14 protein-coding genes and 2 pseudogenes are annotated in these 17,135 nt (G+C 72.0%); 14 read left to right on the plus strand and 2 right to left on the minus strand.

Annotation, left to right across the window (positions count from 1 at the left end):
• Positions 1–15: 15 nt before the first annotated feature.
• The 9 genes and pseudogenes from ACZ592_RS01815 to ACZ592_RS01855 all read left to right on the plus strand — a co-directional run bounded on the left by ACZ592_RS01815 (position 16) and on the right by ACZ592_RS01855 (position 9,122).
• Positions 16–1,512, plus strand: a complete 1,497-nt coding sequence (locus ACZ592_RS01815; protein ID WP_471579498.1) for a sugar ABC transporter ATP-binding protein — start codon at positions 16–18, stop codon at positions 1,510–1,512.
• 22 nt (positions 1,513–1,534) lie between these two features.
• A complete protein-coding gene (locus ACZ592_RS01820) occupies positions 1,535–2,575 on the plus strand; it encodes an ABC transporter permease (protein WP_471579499.1) in 1,041 nt (346 codons plus the stop codon).
• A complete protein-coding gene (locus tag ACZ592_RS01825; RefSeq protein ID WP_471579500.1) occupies positions 2,568–3,557 on the plus strand; it encodes an ABC transporter permease in 990 nt (329 codons plus the stop codon). The genes ACZ592_RS01820 and ACZ592_RS01825 overlap by 8 nt, the downstream gene beginning before the upstream one ends.
• Before the next feature lie 38 nt (positions 3,558–3,595).
• On the plus strand, positions 3,596–4,690 hold the full coding sequence (gene rhaS / locus ACZ592_RS01830) for a rhamnose ABC transporter substrate-binding protein (RefSeq protein ID WP_471579501.1): 1,095 nt from the start codon (positions 3,596–3,598) through the stop codon (positions 4,688–4,690).
• Between the two features lie 78 nt (positions 4,691–4,768).
• Positions 4,769–5,025 (plus strand): annotated as a pseudogene (locus ACZ592_RS01835) (LacI family DNA-binding transcriptional regulator); the annotation flags it as partial.
• 117 nt (positions 5,026–5,142) lie between these two features.
• Positions 5,143–5,898 (plus strand): annotated as a pseudogene (locus tag ACZ592_RS01840) (substrate-binding domain-containing protein); the annotation flags it as partial.
• A 127-nt stretch (positions 5,899–6,025) separates the two neighbouring features.
• Entirely contained in the window at positions 6,026–7,327 is a 1,302-nt protein-coding gene (locus tag ACZ592_RS01845; protein ID WP_471579502.1) for an alpha/beta fold hydrolase, read from the plus strand.
• A 132-nt stretch (positions 7,328–7,459) separates the two neighbouring features.
• Positions 7,460–8,218 (plus strand): PIG-L deacetylase family protein, encoded by a 759-nt coding sequence (locus tag ACZ592_RS01850; protein ID WP_471579503.1) that lies wholly within the window; start codon positions 7,460–7,462, stop codon positions 8,216–8,218.
• Positions 8,219–8,288: 70 nt separating this feature from the next.
• Positions 8,289–9,122, plus strand: coding sequence for an enoyl-CoA hydratase/isomerase family protein (locus ACZ592_RS01855; RefSeq protein WP_471579504.1), 834 nt, complete (start codon positions 8,289–8,291; stop codon positions 9,120–9,122).
• Between the two features lie 33 nt (positions 9,123–9,155).
• Here the strand turns inward: ACZ592_RS01855 and ACZ592_RS01860 are convergent, their stop codons facing one another.
• Both ACZ592_RS01860 and ACZ592_RS01865 read right to left on the minus strand, forming a co-directional pair.
• Entirely contained in the window at positions 9,156–10,169 is a 1,014-nt protein-coding gene (locus ACZ592_RS01860; RefSeq protein WP_471579505.1) for an SDR family oxidoreductase, read from the minus strand.
• Positions 10,166–11,338 carry an NAD(P)/FAD-dependent oxidoreductase gene (locus tag ACZ592_RS01865; protein WP_471579991.1) on the minus strand — a complete coding sequence of 391 codons (1,173 nt, stop codon included), beginning with the start codon at positions 11,336–11,338 and terminating at the stop codon, positions 10,166–10,168. Before ACZ592_RS01865 ends, ACZ592_RS01860 begins: the two co-directional genes overlap by 4 nt.
• Before the next feature lie 74 nt (positions 11,339–11,412).
• Between ACZ592_RS01865 and ACZ592_RS01870 the strand changes: the two genes are divergently transcribed.
• The 5 genes from ACZ592_RS01870 (at position 11,413) to ACZ592_RS01890 (ending at position 17,129) form a co-directional block, all read left to right on the plus strand.
• A complete protein-coding gene (locus ACZ592_RS01870; protein WP_471579506.1) occupies positions 11,413–12,024 on the plus strand; it encodes a helix-turn-helix domain-containing protein in 612 nt (203 codons plus the stop codon).
• Between the two features lie 87 nt (positions 12,025–12,111).
• Positions 12,112–13,080 carry an NADPH:quinone oxidoreductase family protein gene (locus tag ACZ592_RS01875; RefSeq protein WP_471579507.1) on the plus strand — a complete coding sequence of 323 codons (969 nt, stop codon included), beginning with the start codon at positions 12,112–12,114 and terminating at the stop codon, positions 13,078–13,080.
• Positions 13,077–14,264 (plus strand): acyl-CoA dehydrogenase family protein, encoded by a 1,188-nt coding sequence (locus ACZ592_RS01880; RefSeq protein WP_471579508.1) that lies wholly within the window; start codon positions 13,077–13,079, stop codon positions 14,262–14,264. Before ACZ592_RS01875 ends, ACZ592_RS01880 begins: the two co-directional genes overlap by 4 nt.
• Positions 14,261–15,379 carry an acyl-CoA dehydrogenase family protein gene (locus ACZ592_RS01885; RefSeq protein WP_471579509.1) on the plus strand — a complete coding sequence of 373 codons (1,119 nt, stop codon included), beginning with the start codon at positions 14,261–14,263 and terminating at the stop codon, positions 15,377–15,379. Before ACZ592_RS01880 ends, ACZ592_RS01885 begins: the two co-directional genes overlap by 4 nt.
• A 151-nt stretch (positions 15,380–15,530) precedes the next feature.
• Positions 15,531–17,129 (plus strand): ABC transporter substrate-binding protein, encoded by a 1,599-nt coding sequence (locus ACZ592_RS01890; protein ID WP_471579510.1) that lies wholly within the window; start codon positions 15,531–15,533, stop codon positions 17,127–17,129.
• Positions 17,130–17,135: the final 6 nt, after the last annotated feature.

The following is a 17,135-nucleotide window of genomic DNA, read 5'->3' on the forward strand; positions in this document are numbered from 1 at the left end:
CGATCGGTGTTCCCCATGAGAGAGCCCCCCGTCCTTGCCGTGCACGGCCTGAGCAAGTCATTCGGTGCCGTACGCGCCCTCCAGGACGTCTCCCTGGAGCTCCACGCCGGAGAGGCGCACGCCCTGGCGGGCGAGAACGGCGCCGGGAAGTCCACCCTCATCAAAACCCTCGCAGGCGTGCACCGGCCGGATGCCGGAGGCCTCTCGCTCGACGGCGAACCGGTCGTCTTCCACGGCCCCGCCGCGGCCCGCGACGCGGGTGTCGCCGTCATCTACCAGGAGCCGACGCTCTTTCCCGACCTGTCCGTCGCCGAGAACATCTTCATGGGACGCAGGCCCCGCCGCTCGCTGGGCCGGGTCGACCACAAGGCCGTGACCTCGGCGGCCCGTGCGCTCTTCGCGCGCCTCGCCGTGGACCTGGACCCCGAACAGCCCGCACGCGGCCTCTCCATCGCCGACCAGCAGATCGTCGAGATCGCCAAGGCGCTCTCCTTCGACGCCCGCGTCCTCATCATGGACGAACCGACCGCCGCGCTCACCGGCAGCGAAGTGGCCCGCCTCTTCAAGGTCGTCCGCACCCTGCGCGAACAGGGCGCCGCGGTGCTGTTCATCTCCCACCGCCTGGAGGAGATCTTCGCGCTGTGCCAGCGCGTCACGACCCTGCGAGACGGCGCGCTGATCGCCAGCGAGCCCCTCCACGGGCTGACCGAGGACGACCTGGTGCGCCGCATGGTGGGCCGCGACCTCGACGAGCTCTACCCGAAACAGGCCACGCAAGCCGGTGACATCGCGCTCAGCGTGCGGCGGCTGACCCGCGAAGGCGTCTTCACCGACGTGTCGTTCGACGTCAGGTGCGGAGAGATCGTCGGCCTCGCGGGACTCGTCGGGGCGGGCCGCAGCGAGGTGGCCAGGGCCGTGTTCGGCGTCGACCGGTGGGACGCGGGGACCGTCGAGGTCCAGGGCAGGACCCTGACCAACGGCGCCCCCGGCACCGCCATGGCCGCCGGACTCGCCCTCGTGCCCGAGGACCGGCGCGCCCAGGGCCTGGTGATGAACATGTCGATCGAGCGCAACATCGGTCTGACCGGGCTGCGCACCACCGTCCGCGCCGGGCTGATGGACCGCGGCGCCGAACGCAGCCGCGCCCTGGACTGGGCGGTCAGGCTCCAGGTGAAGTACGCGCGGATCGCCGACGCCGTCGGCACGCTCTCCGGCGGCAACCAGCAGAAGGTCGTCCTGGCCAAGTGGCTGGCCACCGGGCCCCGCGTCCTCATCGTCGACGAGCCGACCCGCGGCATCGACGTCGGCACCAAGGCCGAGGTGCACCGGCTGCTCTCACAACTCGCCGCGGACGGCGTGGCGGTGCTGATGATCTCCTCCGACCTGCCCGAGATCCTCGGCATGGCCGACCGGGTCCTCGTCATGCACGAGGGCCGGCTGGCCGCCGAGATCCCGCGCGCCGCGGCCACGGAGGAGTCCGTGATGGCCGCGGCGACCGGGAGGGCGGCATGAGCGCGACATTTCGGAGGACGGCATGACCATGACCACCCAGAGCGCCGCACCCCCCGTCGACCCGCGAAAGGCCGGTGCCACCCGCCTCGTCGACCGCGTCTTCAAGATGCGCGAACTCGCCATCCTCCTCGTCTTCCTGGTGATGATCGCCCTCACGCAGGCGGGCAACAGCGAGTTCCTGTCCGAGCAGGGCGTCAAGGACCTGCTCCTGAACGCGACCATCCTGGTCCTCGTCGCCACCGGCCAGGCCCTGGTCGTGATCACCCGCAACGTCGACCTGTCCGTCGGCTCCACGCTCGGCATCAGCGCCTTCGCCGCGGGCAACCACCTGCAGGGCGGCGGCAGCTCCGGCACCGCGATCCTGCTCGCCGTCGCCCTCGGCATCGGCTGCGGACTCCTCAACGGCGCGCTGGTCAGCCTCGGCCAGGTGCCCGCGCTCGTTGTGACCCTCGGCACGCTCTACGTCATCCGCGGCATCGACTCGATCTGGGTCGGCTCGCGGCAGATCACCGCATCCGACCTGCCCGGCGGCTACGTCGACTTCGGCTCGGGCGGCCTCTCCGCCGTGCCCTGGCTCGCGCTGATCGCCCTGCTCGTCCTCGTCACCGTCGCGTACTACCTGCGGCACTACGGAGGCGGCCGCGAGCTGTACGCGCTCGGCTCCAACCCGGAGGCCGCACGCCTGGCCGGCATCCCCGTCCGCAGGCGCATCCTCGGCGCGTACACCGTGTGCGGCGCCCTCGCCGGGCTCGCCGGCGCCCTCTACCTCGCCCGCTTCGGCAACGTCGACTCCGCGACGGGCAACGGCTACGAACTCACCGTCGTCAGCGCCGTCGTGGTCGGCGGCGTGGCCTTCACCGGCGGCTCCGGCAGCGTCTACGGGGCGGCGCTCGGCGCGCTCCTGCTGACCTCCATCAACAGCGTGCTGCCCGCCCTCGGCGTCAGCTCCGTCTGGGTGCTCGCCATCAACGGCATGCTCCTCGTCCTCGCCATCGCCGTCGACCGGGTCGTCGCCCTGCGCGTCGCCCGCGCCCTGAAGAAGAGGAACACCCGCCATGGCTGACTCCCCGCTCACGCGTGCCGTCCGCTGGGACACGGTCGTCGGCGTCCTCCTGATGGTCCTGCTGCTGCTCTCCTTCGGCTTCGTCGACGGCTTCGGGAACGCCCTCAACCTCTCCTTCCTCATCGGCAACACGCTGCCCATCGCGCTGATCGCCCTCCCCATGACCCTGCTCGTGGTCTCCGGAGAGATCGACCTGTCCGTGGCCTCCACCGCCGGGCTCTCCGGAGCGGTGATGGGAGCCCTCTGGAACGCGGGCATGGCCATCGAGACGATCATCCCGCTCTGCCTGCTCCTCGGCGTCCTCTGCGGGCTGGTCAATGGCCTCCTGGTGACCCGCCTCGGGCTGCCCTCCCTCGCCGTCACCATCGGCACCATGGCGGCCTACCGGGGCATCGCTCAGATCGTCCTCGGGTCGGATGCCGTCACCGACTTCCCCACCCAGTACCTCGACTTCGCGGCGGGACGCATCGGCGACACCTTCGTCCCGTACGCGTTCGTGCCCTTCCTCGGGCTGCTCGCCCTGGCCGTCGTCGCCCTGCACGCCACCCCCTTCGGGCGCTCGCTCTTCGCGATCGGCGCCAACGAGGAGGCCGCCCGGTTCGCCGGGGTGCGCGTGCGGCGGCACAAGCTGTGGCTGTTCGTCGCCACCGGCCTGATGGCCTCGCTCACCGGCGTCTTCTGGGCCCTGCACTACGCGAGCGCACGCTACGACAACGCCACCGGCCTCGAACTCTCCGTCGTGGCCGCCGTCCTGCTCGGCGGCATCGACTTCGACGGCGGCAGGGGGACCCTGGGCGGCGCGGTCGCCGGCGTGTTCCTGCTCGGCGCGCTGCAGAACGCGATGAGCCTGCTCAACGTCTCCGCGCAGTCGCAGATCGTCGTCACCGGCGTGCTTCTCGTGGTGTCCGTGCTCGGACCGCGCGTGGCCCGCCAGATGACCACCGCGCGCGCGGGACGCCGCTCCGCGACGCCCAGCCCCTGACCCCGCGCACCACCGCCCCGCATCCGAAAGGGACCACCATGTCCACGCCCGCGCTCCGCACACCTGTCGCACGCCGTCTCTGCGCCGTCCTCGCCGCCGCCTCCCTCGCCCTGACCGCCGCCGCCTGCGGGGGCACCACCAAGAACTCCGCACAGGACGACGACAGCGCCCAGTCCACGAACGAGAAGGCCGACCCGAAAGCCGCCATCAAGAAGGACCTCACCGTCGCCTTCCTCCCCAAGCAGGTCAACAACCCCTACTTCACCGTCGCCGACAAAGGCGGCGAGAAGGCCGTGCGCGAGCTCGGCTCGACGTACAAGGAGACGGGCCCCAACAGCGCCACCGACACCAGCGGGCAGGTGAGCTACGTCAACACGCTGACCCAGCAGCAGGTCGACGCCATGGCCGTGTCCGCGCAGGACCCGGGTGCCCTGTGCACCGCGCTCAAGCAGGCCATGAAGAACGGCGTCAAGGTCGTCACCTACGACTCGGACACCAAGGCCGCCTGCCGGCACGTCTTCGTCTCCCAGGCGAGCGCCGAGGCCCTTGGCCGCAGCCAGGTCCAGCTCATGGGCGAACAGCTCGACTACCAGGGCGAGATCGCGATCCTCTCCGCCGCGCAGACCGCGACGAACCAGAACACCTGGATCGGCTTCATGAAGGACGAACTGAAGAAGCCCAAGTACAAGAACATGAAGCTCGTGAAGACCGCCTACGGGAACGACGACGCGCAACAGTCCTTCCAGCAGACCCAGGGCCTCCTCCAGGAGCACCCCAAGCTGGCCGGGATCATCTCGCCGACCACGGTGGGGATCAAGGCGGCCGCCCAGTACCTGTCGGGCTCCAAGTACAAGGGCAAGGTCCTCCTGACCGGCCTCGGCACCCCCAACGACATGCGCAAGTACGTGAAGAACGGCACGGTCGAGGGCTTCGAGCTCTGGGACCCCGCCAAGCTCGGCGCACTCGCCGCGCACACCGCCGTCGCGCTGTCCTCCGGCCGGATCACCGGCAAGAAGGGCGAGACGTTCGAGGCGGGCGACCTCGGCACCTTCACCATCGGCGACGACGGGGTGGTCGACCTGGGAGAGCCCACGGTGTTCGACAAGAAGAACATCGACCAGTACCGGTTCTGAGTCCTGTGCCCCCAGAGGCTCAGTACGCTGGTCCGCACGGCCGGGGACGGCCGCACAGCAGGATGGAGCACCTGGAACGTGGTCGGCATCAAGGACGTGGCGAAGCACGCCGGGGTCTCGGTGGGCACCGTGTCGAACGTGATCAACCGCCCGGACACGGTCTCCGAAGAGACCCGTCACCGGGTGCGCTCGGTCATAGACCGGCTCGGCTACGTGCGCAGCGAGTCGGCGCGCCAGCTGCGCGCGGGGCGCAGCCGCATCATGGCGCTGCTCGTCCTGGACATGGGCAACCCCTTCTTCGTGGACGTCGCGGGGGGGGGGTCAGAGAAGAGCAAAAAAGAACAGAGTGCGAGCACGGGGGGTCAACAAAAGAAAAAAACACCCACAAAAAACCAACCCCCCCCCCCCCTTCCTCCCCCCCCCCCCCCCCCCCCCCCCCCCCCCCCCCCCCCCAGGCCGGGCTCCGCGTCATGGTGTGCAACAGCGGACAGAGCCCCGCCGAAGAAGCCGACTACCTCTCGCTCTTCGCCGAGCAGCGGGTGCACGGCGTCCTGCTGACGCCCGCCGACGCGACCGGCGAGAACATCGAGGCGTTCCGCAGGCACGGCATTCCGTTCGTCCTCGTGGACCGGGTCGCCGAGGGCGCCACGGAGTGCTCTGTCTCCGTGGACGACGTGATGGGCGGGGCGCTCGCCGTCCGCCACCTCCTCGACGCGGGCCACCGCAGCATCGCCTACGTCAGCGGACCGCCCGGCCTCAACCAGGTCGCGGACCGGCGCCAGGGCGCGCTCCATGCGCTCGCCGAGGCGGGCCTCGGGGCGTCCGCGCTGCGCGAGCTGCCCACCGAACGCCTGGACGTCGCCGCGGGACGCGACGCGGGCGCCCGCGTCCTGGGGCTCGCGGAGCGCCCCACCGCCGTCTTCTGCGCCAACGACCTGCTCGCGCTCGGGGTGCTCCAGGCGATGTACGCGGCCGGGGTGCGCGTCCCCGAGGAGGTGGCGATCGTCGGCTACGACGACATCGAGTTCGCGGCGGCCGCCGCCGTGCCGCTCACCTCGGTGCGCCAGCCCGCCATCACCATGGGCGCGATGGCCGCAGAGCTCCTCCTCGAGGAGACGGAGGCGCACGAGGGCGAAGCCCACGAGCACCGGCGCGTGGTGCTCGTGCCCGAACTGGTGGTGCGGCGTTCCAGCCTGGCGCCGCGCTGAGCCGGGCTTGGCCGATGGGGGCTGTCGACCGGGAGTCGGCGGCCCCGGCGGCGGGCGGCGGGCCGAGTGTGCTGGACTGGGGCGGGAAGATCCGTACACACGCCCGACACAGCGTCCAGGAGCAGCCTTGACCGTCACGTACCGCCAGCCGGGAGTCGTCCTCACCGACCGCCGCTTCAGCGTGCCGCTCGACCACGACGATCCGGCGGGGGAGCGGATCGAGCTCTTCGCCCGCGAGGCGGTCTCCGCGTCCCGAGGCGGCGCGGACCGGCCCTGGCTGGTCTACCTCCAGGGCGGCCCCGGCTTCGGCGCGACCCGCTTCAACGGCAGCGAGTCCTGGCTGGACCGCGCCCTGGCGGACTTCCGTGTCCTCCTCGTCGACCAGCGCGGCACCGGCAGCTCCACGCCCGCCAACCGCCAGACGCTCCCGCTGCGCGGCGGCCCCCGCGCGCAGGCCGACTACCTGGGCCACTTCCGCGCCGACTCCATCGTCCGCGACTGCGAGGCCATCCGTCCCGAGGTGACCGGCGGCGCCCCCTGGACCGTCCTCGGCCAGAGCTTCGGCGGCTTCTGCGCCACCCACTACCTGTCCGCCGCGCCCGAGGGCCTGGCCGGCGCTCTCATCACCGGCGGCCTGCCCACCCTGGACGGCCACGCCGACGACGTGTACCGCGCGGCCTACCCGCGCATGGAGCGCAAGGTCGCCGCGCACTACGCCCGTTACCCGCAGGACGTCGAGCGGGCCCGCCGCATCGCCGCGTACCTCGCCGAGCACGAGCCGGTCCTGGACGGCGGCTACACACTGACCGTCCCGGCCTTCCAGTCCCTCGGCATCCTGCTCGGCATGGGCGACGGCAGCCACCGCCTGCACTACCTCATCGAGGACGCCTTCGTCCGCACCCCTTCCGGGATCGCGCTCTCCGACGCCTTCCGGGAGAACGTCCGCACCGCTCTCTCGTACGCGGGCAACCCCCTCTTCGCCGTCCTGCACGAGGCGATCTACGGCCAGGACGAGCGGCCCACCGCCTGGTCCGCCGAGCGGGTGCGCGCCGAATTCCCTCAGTTCGACGGGGAGAAGACGCTGTCCGGCGACGCGCCGCTGCTCTTCACCGGCGAGGCGGTGCAGCGCTGGATGTTCGACAGCGACCCGGCGCTGCGCCCGCTGCGCGAGACCGCCGACCTGCTCGCCGAGCGCACCGACTGGCCGAGCCTGTACGACACGGGCCGCCTCGCCGCGAACGAGGTCCCGGCCGCCGCGGCGGTGTACCACGACGACATGTACGTCGACACGCAGCACTCGCTGCGCACCGCGCGGGCCGTCCGGGGCCTGCGCACCTGGGTCACCGACGAGTTCGAGCACGACGGGCTGCGGGTGGGCGGCCCGCGCGTACTGGACCGCCTGCTGGCGTTGTCGAGGGGTGAAGTCTGAGCGGTGCCGGGGACGGCGGCTCCGAGCGGCTCCGACGGCGTGCGGGGGGCGCGAGGGGTGTACCTCCGCGGGGTGGACGCCGGCGGTCATCGGCCCACGTCGATGTCAGACCCCGGGGATAAGCTGCGAAGCATGACCGAGCCGCAGAATTCAGCCGCCGCCGACCAGCTCACGCCCATGCCCGAGGACTGGCGGCGGGCTCTCGCCGTCGTCGCCCACCCGGACGACCTGGAGTACGGCTGCGCGGCGGCGATCGCCGGCTGGACGGACGGCGGCCGCGAGGTCACGTATGTCCTCGCGACCCGCGGCGAGGCCGGCATCGACACGATCGACCCCGCCACGTGCGGGCCGCTGCGCGAGCGGGAGCAGCGGGCGAGCGCGGCCGTCGTCGGCGTGCAAGCGGTGGAGTTCCTCGACCACGGGGACGGCGTCGTCGAGTACGGCACGGCGCTGCGCCGCGACATCGCCGCGGCCATCCGCAGGCACCGCCCCGAGCTCCTCATCACGCTCAACCACCGCGACACGTGGGGCGGCGTCGCCTGGAACACGCCCGACCACGTGGCCGTCGGCCGCGCCACGCTGGACGCGGCGGCGGACGCGGGCAACCGCTGGATCTTCCCGGAGCTGATCGAGGAGGAGGGCCTGGAGCCCTGGAACGGCGTGCGGTGGGTCGCCGTCGCCGGTTCCGCGACGCCCACGCACGCGGCGGACGCGTCGGCGGGCCTGGAGCGCTCGGTGGCCTCGTTGCTCGAACACCGCACGTACATCGAGGCGCTGACCGACGAGGACCCCGAGAAGTACTGCCGTACGTTCCTGACGGGGAACGCGCAGTCCCTGGCGCCGAGGTTCGGCGGGAAGCCGGCGGTCGCGTTCGAGGTCTTCAGTCGGTGAGCCGGCGCGCCTAACCTGACGAACCATCAGGAACGTTGGTACGTGGGCACGTCGGGTCAGGGGAGCGCGGATGATCGACACCATCGGCACGGACATCCCGTCGGGCGAGGAGCGGCTGCGCCTCGACGTCGAGGACGGCCTCGGCATCCTCACGCTCTGCCGTCCGCGCAAGCTCAACGCGTGGAGCTGGGAGTCCACCCGGCAACTCGGCCTGATGGCCGACCGGATCCGCTTCGACGACTCCATCCGGGCGGTGCTGCTGCGCGCGGAGGGGCGGGCGTTCTGCGCGGGCATCGACATCACGGCGCCGGGCGGCGCGATCACGGGCCGCTCCGGCGCCGAACGCGCCCGCAACTACTACGAGGGCATGCGCTGGGTCCATGAGCGCTTCCGCGCCTTCGCGGAGCTTCCGCAGCCGGTCGTCGCCGCCGTGCAGGGCTACTGCCTGGGCTTCGGTTTCGAGCTCGCGCTCATGGCGGACGTGCGGATCGCGGCGGACGACGCGGTCTTCGCGCTGCCCGAGGCGCGGCTCGGTGTCGCCGTGGACGCGGGCGGCGACCTGCGCATCGCGCGCGACGCCGGTGCGGGCTGGGCCAAACTGCTCGCACTCACCGGCCGCCGCATCGACGCGGCGACGGCCGAGCGGCTCCGTCTCCTGCAACAGGTCGTCCCCGGCGGGGACCTTGCGAAGACGTCCCGGGACCTCGCCGCCGAGATCGCGGCGAACGCGCCGCTCGCGGTGCAGGGCATCAAACGAGGCATCGACGCGTACGCCGACACGGGCATGACGGGGGCGCTCGACCGCGTCGCGATGAACGCGGCGATCACCCTCACGTCGGAGGACTCCCGGGAGGGCTACGGGGCCAAGGCAGCGGGCCGGGACGCTTCGTTCGAGGGCAAGTAAGGGCTCGGCGGTCCGGTGTTACGGGGGCATGCCTCACCCTTCGAACGCTCCCTTCCCCATCTGCTCCCGCACCGTCACCACCGGCGGGCTGACGAGCCCCCGGCGCTGCCAGTTCGCGCCGTCGACCACCAGTGTGTGGCCGGTGATGAAGCGGGCGTACGGAGAGGCCAGGAAGGTGGCCGCCCAGCCCAGTTCGCGGGGCAGCCCGACGCGGAGGGCGGGCTGGCGGACGGCCTTGTCCCTGGCCCGGTCGAGGTTGCCGCGGATGTCCGCGGTCATGTCGTCGTGCGGCATCAGACCCGGCACCAGGCCGTTGACCTGGATCCCGTACGGCCCCCACTCCACCGCCAGGGTCTCCACCAGGCTCTTCACCCCGGCCTTGGCCGCCGCGCTGTGCGCGAAGCCGGGGCCGCCCGTCCAGGCGTACGACGCCCCGACGTCGATGACCGAGCCCGGGGTGCCCGCCGCCAGATGACGCCGGCCGAACTCGCGTGTCATCAGGAACGTGCCGGTGAGGGTGATGTCCACGACCGAGCGCCAGGCGTTCGGCGACATCTCCTCGGCGGGTACGGGGAAGTTGGCGGCGGCGTTGTTCACCAGCACGTCGGGCAGGCCGTACGCCTCCTGCGCCACGTCGAAGGCCTCCACGACGCGCTCCGCGTCCCGGATGTCACAGCCAACGGCGGTCACGCGCCCGCCCAGCACGGCCAGTTCGTCCCTGGCGGCCTTGAGCCGCTCCTCGTTGCGGCCGGCGATCACCAGATCGGCGCCGAGCCGCGCGAACTCCGCGGATACGGCCTTGCCCAGCCCCGTCCCGCCCCCGGTGACCAGGACGACCGTGCCGTCGTACGTACCGGGCGGCAGGGCGCTGGCCCCCGGCGGGGGAGGAGGGGGCAGACCGGGCAGCGTGTCCTCCGGCCGGCCGGGTCCGCCTGTGCCCGCTCCGTCGGCACCTGGTCCCCCTGTGCCTGTTCCACCCGTGCCTGTTCCACCCGTGCCCGTTCCGCCTGTGCTCGCGGGGGCGTGCCGCGCGTCGTGGTCGGTCATGGGCGCATCGATACCTCGTGGGGGACGAAACCTCCAGGCATAAGCCCGTGCGCTCCCTCGCCCGCCACGACCCGCGTCACCGCGGCCTCCATCTCCGGCGTGAAGACACCCGCCCTTCGCTGGGCCGCCTTCGCCTCGATGTCCGTCAGCACGAGCTCCGCGTTGATCGTCGTGGCGGCGCGATGGCCCGCGGCTGCCGCGTTGATGACCTGTTCCATGGGGCCCGCCGCGTTGCCGGCCGCCCAGATGCCCGGGACGCTGGTGCGGCCCGTCTCGTCCACCGCCGGGCAGGGGCCGACCGGAGTGTCGCGGCGGTCGGCGCCGAGCGCGGTCAGGAGGTCGTCACGGGGTACCGGCCGCGCGGCGACGAACAGGGCCGAGCGGGGCAGGACGCGGCCGTCGGCGAGACGTACGCCCGTCAGTCGGTCGTCCTCGACCGTCAGACCCGCGACCTCGCCCTCCACGACCTGCACCCCGGCGGCCGCGAGGCGCTCCCACTCCGCGTCCGGCAGGTCCCGCACGGTGTGCAGGAACAGCACCACGTCGTCGGACCACTGCGTGACGAGCAGCGCCTGGTGGCTGTTGAAGGGCTCCGCGGCGAGCACGCCGAACGCCTGGTCCCGCACCTCCCAGCCGTGGCAGTACGGGCAGTGCAGCACGTCGCGGCCCCAGCGCTCGGCGAGGCCGGGTACGTCCGGCAGCCGGTCCACGAGACCCGTCGCCACGACGACGCGGCGCGCGTGCACCGTCCCGCCCTGCGCGAGTGCGACCCCGAACTCCCCTGCGCCGTCCGGCGTCACGGCCGTCACCCGGTCCCGCACGACCTCCACCCCGTCGTACCGCGCCAGCTCCCGCCGGCCCTCGGCGAGGAACTCGGCCGGCGGCATGCCGTCCCGCGACAGGTAGCCCTGCATGTGTGCGGCGGGCGCGTTGCGCGGCTCGCCCGCGTCGGCCACGAGGACCCGGCGACGGGACCGGCCGAGCACGAGCGCCGCGCTCAGTCCCGCCGCGCCGCCGCCGACCACCACGACGTCGTACGCCCGGCTCGCCACGCCGCCCGTGGTGGCGGGGGCCTCGGGGCGGATCTCGCGCGAGTCGCGGCTGACGCTCGCGCTCTCGCTCGCGTTTTCGTTCTCGTTCTCGTTTCGGGTCACGGTGACCACCTCCACTCGCAGGTTCGCCCGGGTCATGCGGTATCGACAAGCCTCTTTGCTGGTTCCGCAATATGGGTCATGATGGAGGCATGAGCGAAGAGACGACAGGTCCGGAAGCGATGGATCAGGTCCTCACCGAGGTCGGCCCGCGGCTGCGCCGCATCCGCAAGGAGCGCGGCGCCACGCTCGCGGGGCTCTCCGCCGCCACCGGCATCTCGGTCAGCACCCTGTCCCGCCTGGAGTCCGGCCACCGCAAGCCCAGCCTCGAACTGCTCCTGCCGATCGCCCGTGCCCACCAGGTGCCCCTGGACGAGCTGGTCGGGGCGCCTCCGGTGGGCGACCCGCGCGTGCGGGCCAAGCCGATCGTCCGGCACGGGCGGACCATGCTGCCGCTGACCCGGCAGCCCGGCGGCCTCCAGGCGTACAAGGTGGTCGAGCCCGCCCGCACCACCACGCCCCCGGATCCGCAGACCCACGAGGGGTACGAGTGGCTGTACGTCCTCTCGGGCAAGCTGCGCCTGATCCTCGGCGACCACGACGTGATGCTCGGCCCGGGTGAGGCCGCCGAGTTCGACACCCGGGTCCCGCACTGGTTCGGGGCCACGAGAGAGGCGGGCGCGGAGTTCATCAGCCTCTTCGGGCCGCAGGGCGAGCGCATGCACGTACGGGCGCGGCCCACCCGTAAGGGAGATGCTGACTGACGGGTCTCCTGGACTGTTCCCTTCGGGGCAAGCGACCGCTTAGTATGCGGAGGAGCCCGGTCTACGACAGCCCCGTGGAGGCCCCGCATGCAGGCATGGCAAGTGCACGAGAACGGTGAGCCGGGCGAGGTGATGCGCCTTGCCGAGGTGAACCGCCCCACGCCCGGTGAGGGCCAGGTGCTGCTGAAGGTGCGCGCCGCGAACATCAACTTCCCGGACGCGCTGCTCTGCCGCGGGCAGTACCAGGTCAGGCCCCCGATGCCGTTCACGCCGGGCGTGGAGATCTGCGGCGAGACCGAGGACGGGCGGCGGGTGATCGCCAACTCCGTGCTGCCGTACGGCGGTTTCGCCGAGTACACCGTCGCGGACACCGCCGGACTGCTGCCCGCCCCGGACGCGCTGGACGACGCCGAGACCTCCGCACTGCACATCGGCTACCAGACGGGCTGGTTCGCACTGCACCGCCGCGCGCACCTCCGGGAGGGCGAGACACTCCTGGTGCACGCGGCCGCGGGCGGTGTCGGCAGTGCCGCCGTCCAGCTCGGCAAGGCGGCAGGCGCCAAGGTCATCGGAGTCGTCGGCGGCGAGGACAAGGCGAGGGTCGCGCGCGAGCTCGGCTGCGACCTCGTCCTCGACCGGCGTACGGACGACGTGATCGGCGCCGTCAAGGAGGCGACCGGCGGCCGCGGCGCCGACGTGATCTACGACCCCGTGGGCGGTGACGCGTACGCCAAGTCCGCGAAGTGCGTGGCCTTCGAGGGGCGGATCGTCGTCATCGGCTTCGCCAGCGGCGCCATTCCCACGCCCGCGCTCAACCACGCCCTCGTGAAGAACTACTCGATCGTGGGCCTGCACTGGGGCCTGTACAAGTCCAAGGACCCGGGCCTGATCCTGCGCTGCCACGAGGAGCTGTCCGAGCTCGCCGCGAAGGGCGCCATCAAGCCGCTGGTGAGCGAGCGCGTGCCGATGTCCGACGCGGCGGCCGCCGTGCAGCGCGTCGCCGACGGCATCACCACCGGCCGGGTCGTCGTCCTCCCGCACGGGGGTGCCGCATGACCGACGCCGCCGAACTGCGTACGCGCACCCAGGAGCTGCTCGCCGCGCACCCGCCCGCCACGACGGACCGCGCCGACTTCCTCACGGCCCGCTTCGACGCAGGCCTCGCCTGGGTGCACTACCCCGAGGAGCTCGGCGGGCTCGGCGCGCCGCGCTCCCTGCAGGCCGTCGTGGACGCCGAACTGGAGGCCGCGGGCGCGCCCGACAACGATCCGCGCCGCATCGGCATCGGCCTCGGCATGGCCGCCCCGACCGTGCTGGGCTTCGGCACCGAGGAGCAGAAGCGCCGCTTCCTGCGCCCGCTGTGGACCGGCGAGGAGGTGTGGTGCCAGCTCTTCAGCGAGCCCGGCGCCGGCTCCGACCTCGCGGCGCTCGGCACCCGCGCCGTCCGCGACGAGGCCACCGGCGACTGGGTGGTCAACGGCCAGAAGGTGTGGACGTCCAGCGCCCACACCGCGCGCTGGGCCATCCTCATCGCCCGCACCGATCCGGACGCGCCCAAGCACCGGGGCATCACGTACTTCGTGTGCGACATGAGCGACCCGGGCGTCGAGGTGCGGCCGCTGCGCCAGATCACCGGCGAGGCCGAGTTCAACGAGGTGTTCCTCACCGACGTGCGTATCCCGGACGCGCACCGCCTCGGCGAGGTCGGCGACGGCTGGAAGGTCGCCCAGACCACGCTCATGAACGAGCGCGTCTCCATCGGCGGCATGCGCATCCCCCGCGAGGGCGGCATGATCGGGCCGGTCGCCAAGGCCTGGCGCGACCGCCCCGAGCTGCGCACCCACGACCTCCACCAGCGGCTCCTGAAGCTCTGGGTCGACGCGGAGGTCGCCCGCCTCGCCGGGGAGCGGCTGCGTCAGCAGCTCGTCGCGGGCCAGCCGGGGCCCGAGGGCTCCGGCATGAAGCTCGGCTTCGCCCGCCTCAACCAGGAGATCAGCGGCCTGGAGGTGGAACTCCTCGGCGAGGAAGGGCTGGTGTACGACGACTGGACGATGCGCAGGCCTGAGCTGGTCGACTTCGTGGGCCGCGACGCGGGGTACCGCTATCTGCGCTCCAAGGGCAACAGCATCGAGGGCGGGACCAGCGAGGTCCTGCTGAACATCGTCGCCGAGCGCGTCCTCGGCCTGCCCGCCGAGCCGCGCACCGACAAGGACGTCGCGTGGAAGGATCTCGCCCGATGAGCGCGCAGAGCACGACTCGGAGTCAGCCCGACCTGCTCTACTCCGAAGAGGAAGAGGCGCTGCGCTCGGCCGTGCGCGGCCTGCTCGCCGACCGGTGCGACGCCGCGACCGTGCTCGCCCGCGTCGAGACCGACACCCCGCACGACCGTGAACTGTGGAAGGCGCTCAGCGACGGCATGGGCCTCGCGGGGCTCCTCGTGCCCGAGGCGCTCGGCGGCCAGGGCGCGACCCACCGCGAAGCGGCCGTCGTCCTGGAGGAGTTGGGCCGCGCGGTGGCGCCCGTGCCCTACCTCACCAGTGCCGTGGTCGCCACGGAGGCGCTGCTGGCCTGCCCCGGGGGCGAGGCCGCCGAGCTGCTCGGGGCGCTCGCCGCCGGGCGCACGGTGGGTGCGCTCGCGGTGGGCCTCGCGGCCGCTCCCGGCGCCCCCTTCCAGGGCGTACGTCGAGAAGAAGGCGCCCTGCACGGGGAGTTGACCGGCATCGCGGACGCGGTCGGCGCCGACGTGCTGCTCGTCCCGGCCGGCGGCGCGCTCTTCGCGGTCGACACGGCGCAGCACGGCGTCACCGTCACCCCGCACACCTCCCTCGACCTCACCCGGCCGCTCGCCACGGTGACCTTCACGGCGGCACGCGCGCGTGAACTGACGCCCGACGCGCAACCGGCGGTGCGCCGGGCCCTGCGGGCGGGTGCCGCGCTGCTCGCGTCGGAGCAGCTCGGCCTGGCCGAGTGGTGCCTGACGGAGACGGTCCGCCACACCAAGGAACGGCACCAGTTCAACCGGCCCGTCGGTTCCTTCCAGGCGCTCAAGCACCGGCTCGCCCAGCTGTGGCTCGAGATCGTCAACACCCGCGCCGCCGCCCGCAACGCCGCCGACGCGCTCGCCACGGACAGCGCCGACGCCGACGTGGCGGCCGCGCTCGCCCAGGCCTGCGCCGCTCCCGTGGCGGTGCACGCCGCCGAAGAGGCCCTGCAACTGCACGGCGGCATCGGCATGACCTGGGAGCACCCCGTCCACCTCTACCTCAAGCGTGCCAAGGCCGACTCGATCGCCTACGGCACGGCGGGCGGGCACCGGGCGGCGCTGGCCGGGCTGGTGGACCTCCAGGCACCCTGAACCCCGCACACCACCCCCTCCCCAACAGCCCACCAGATTTGATGCAGCCCGCACCTACCAGGTGCGGGCTGCGCGTTTTACGCCCCCATTACGTAGTGCATAATTGCGAGCTGTTCGCAATAACATCTGATCTTCAGTAGGGGTGTGGAGCATGAGGGCCCGATCGACACGGGGCGCAGGCGCGGTGGCGACGGCGGCCGCGATAGCGGTCGCCGCCTCCGCCTGCTCGGCGCCGGGCGACGGCGGCGACGGCGCGAAGGACTCGGCGGTCGTCGGCATCGCCTACGAGCCCGAGACCCTCAGCCCGCTCCTCGGCTACGGCAAGGACGGCAACTCGAAGATCTTCGACGGCCTCCTCACCCACGACGCCGGCATGAAGCTCAAGCCCGCCCTCGCGGCCGAGCTGCCCAAGGTCACCGACGGCGGCAAGACCTACACGTACAAGCTGCGCAAGGGCGTCAAGTTCAGCGACGGGAAGCCCTTCTCCGCCAAGGACGTCGTCTTCACCTACGAGACGATCCTCGACAAGAAGACCAACAACGCCTCCAAGACCGAACTGGACGCGGTCAAGAGCGTCGAGGCGAAGGGCGGTCCCGGCTCGGACACCGTCGTCTTCCACCTCAAGTACCCCTACGCGCCGTTCGCCGAGCGCACCGTCCTGCCCATCGCGCCCGAGCACATCGCGGCGAAGCAGGACGTGAACACCGGCGCCTTCACCACCAAGCCGATCGGTACGGGACCCTACGAGCTGGTCAAGTGGTCCAAGGGCGAGAAGCTGACCTTCAAGGCCAACCCCGGCTACTGGGGCGGCGCGCCGAAGGTCAAGAACTTCACCATGGCGATCATCAAGGACGACGACATCCGCGCCACCCGGCTCGACGCCGGTGAGCTCGACGGCGCGATCCTGCCGCCCAACCTCGCCAAGAAGTACAAGAACGACAGCGGCAAGAACAGCTACGCCGCCAAGACCTTCGACTACCGCGTGGTGACGCTGCCCACCGGCAACAAGGTCGCCGGCGACACCGACGTGCGCCGCGCCCTGGACGTCGGCGTCGACCGCAAGGCCATGGTCGACTCGATCCTGTACGGCGAGGGCAAGGAGGCCTACGGGCCCGTCCCCACCGACAGCCCGTGGTTCACCAAGGGCACCGAGCGCACGTTCGACGTCGCCAAGGCGAAGAAGATCCTCGACGACGCCGGGTGGAAGCCGGGCAAGGACGGCATCCGCGAGAAGGACGGCGTCGAGGCGACGTTCCCGCTCTGGTACCTCTCCGGCGACAAGCTCCGCCAGGACCACGCCCTCGCCTACGCCTCCGACGCCAAGAAGATCGGCATCAAGGTCAAGGTGCAGTCCGGCACGTGGGAGGTCATCCAGCCCCGCATGCCCAAGGACGCGGTCCTCGCCGGTGGCGGCTCCCCGGCCGACCCGGACTTCGACCAGTACACGCTCCTGAAGTCCTCCCTCGCGGGTGACGGCTTCAACAACATGGCGCACTACGACAACCCCAAGGTCGACAAGGCCCTGGAGGACGCCCGCAAGAGCGGCGACCACGCCGAGCGCCAGGCCGCCTACGACACGATCCAGCGCGAACTGGTGAAGAACCCCGGCTACACGTTCCTCACGCACATCGACCACCTCTACGTCGTCGACAAGAAGTTCGGCGACCTGAGCACCCAGGTCGAGCCGCACGACCACGGCCTGGCCTCCGGCCCCTGGTGGAACGTCGAGGACTGGCAGCCGAAGAAGTGACCACGG

It is taken from the genome of Streptomyces sp. NPDC040622, assembly GCF_055593965.1.

What these genes read in the sequence shown, in the direction of transcription:
- ACZ592_RS01850 (WP_471579503.1), top strand. Translation starts at nt 7,460, where the DNA reads ATGACCGAGCCGCAGAATTCAGCCGCCGCCGACCAGCTCACGCCCATG.
- ACZ592_RS01815 (WP_471579498.1), top strand. Translation starts at nt 16, where the DNA reads ATGAGAGAGCCCCCCGTCCTTGCCGTGCACGGCCTGAGCAAGTCATTC.
- ACZ592_RS01885 (WP_471579509.1), top strand. Translation starts at nt 14,261, where the DNA reads ATGAGCGCGCAGAGCACGACTCGGAGTCAGCCCGACCTGCTCTACTCC.
- ACZ592_RS01855 (WP_471579504.1), top strand. Translation starts at nt 8,289, where the DNA reads ATGATCGACACCATCGGCACGGACATCCCGTCGGGCGAGGAGCGGCTG.
- ACZ592_RS01880 (WP_471579508.1), top strand. Translation starts at nt 13,077, where the DNA reads ATGACCGACGCCGCCGAACTGCGTACGCGCACCCAGGAGCTGCTCGCC.
- ACZ592_RS01860 (WP_471579505.1), bottom strand. Translation starts at nt 10,169, where the DNA reads ATGACCGACCACGACGCGCGGCACGCCCCCGCGAGCACAGGCGGAACG.
- ACZ592_RS01825 (WP_471579500.1), top strand. Translation starts at nt 2,568, where the DNA reads ATGGCTGACTCCCCGCTCACGCGTGCCGTCCGCTGGGACACGGTCGTC.
- ACZ592_RS01870 (WP_471579506.1), top strand. Translation starts at nt 11,413, where the DNA reads ATGAGCGAAGAGACGACAGGTCCGGAAGCGATGGATCAGGTCCTCACC.
- rhaS (WP_471579501.1), top strand. Translation starts at nt 3,596, where the DNA reads ATGTCCACGCCCGCGCTCCGCACACCTGTCGCACGCCGTCTCTGCGCC.
- ACZ592_RS01820 (WP_471579499.1), top strand. Translation starts at nt 1,535, where the DNA reads ATGACCATGACCACCCAGAGCGCCGCACCCCCCGTCGACCCGCGAAAG.
- ACZ592_RS01890 (WP_471579510.1), top strand. Translation starts at nt 15,531, where the DNA reads ATGAGGGCCCGATCGACACGGGGCGCAGGCGCGGTGGCGACGGCGGCC.
- ACZ592_RS01875 (WP_471579507.1), top strand. Translation starts at nt 12,112, where the DNA reads ATGCAGGCATGGCAAGTGCACGAGAACGGTGAGCCGGGCGAGGTGATG.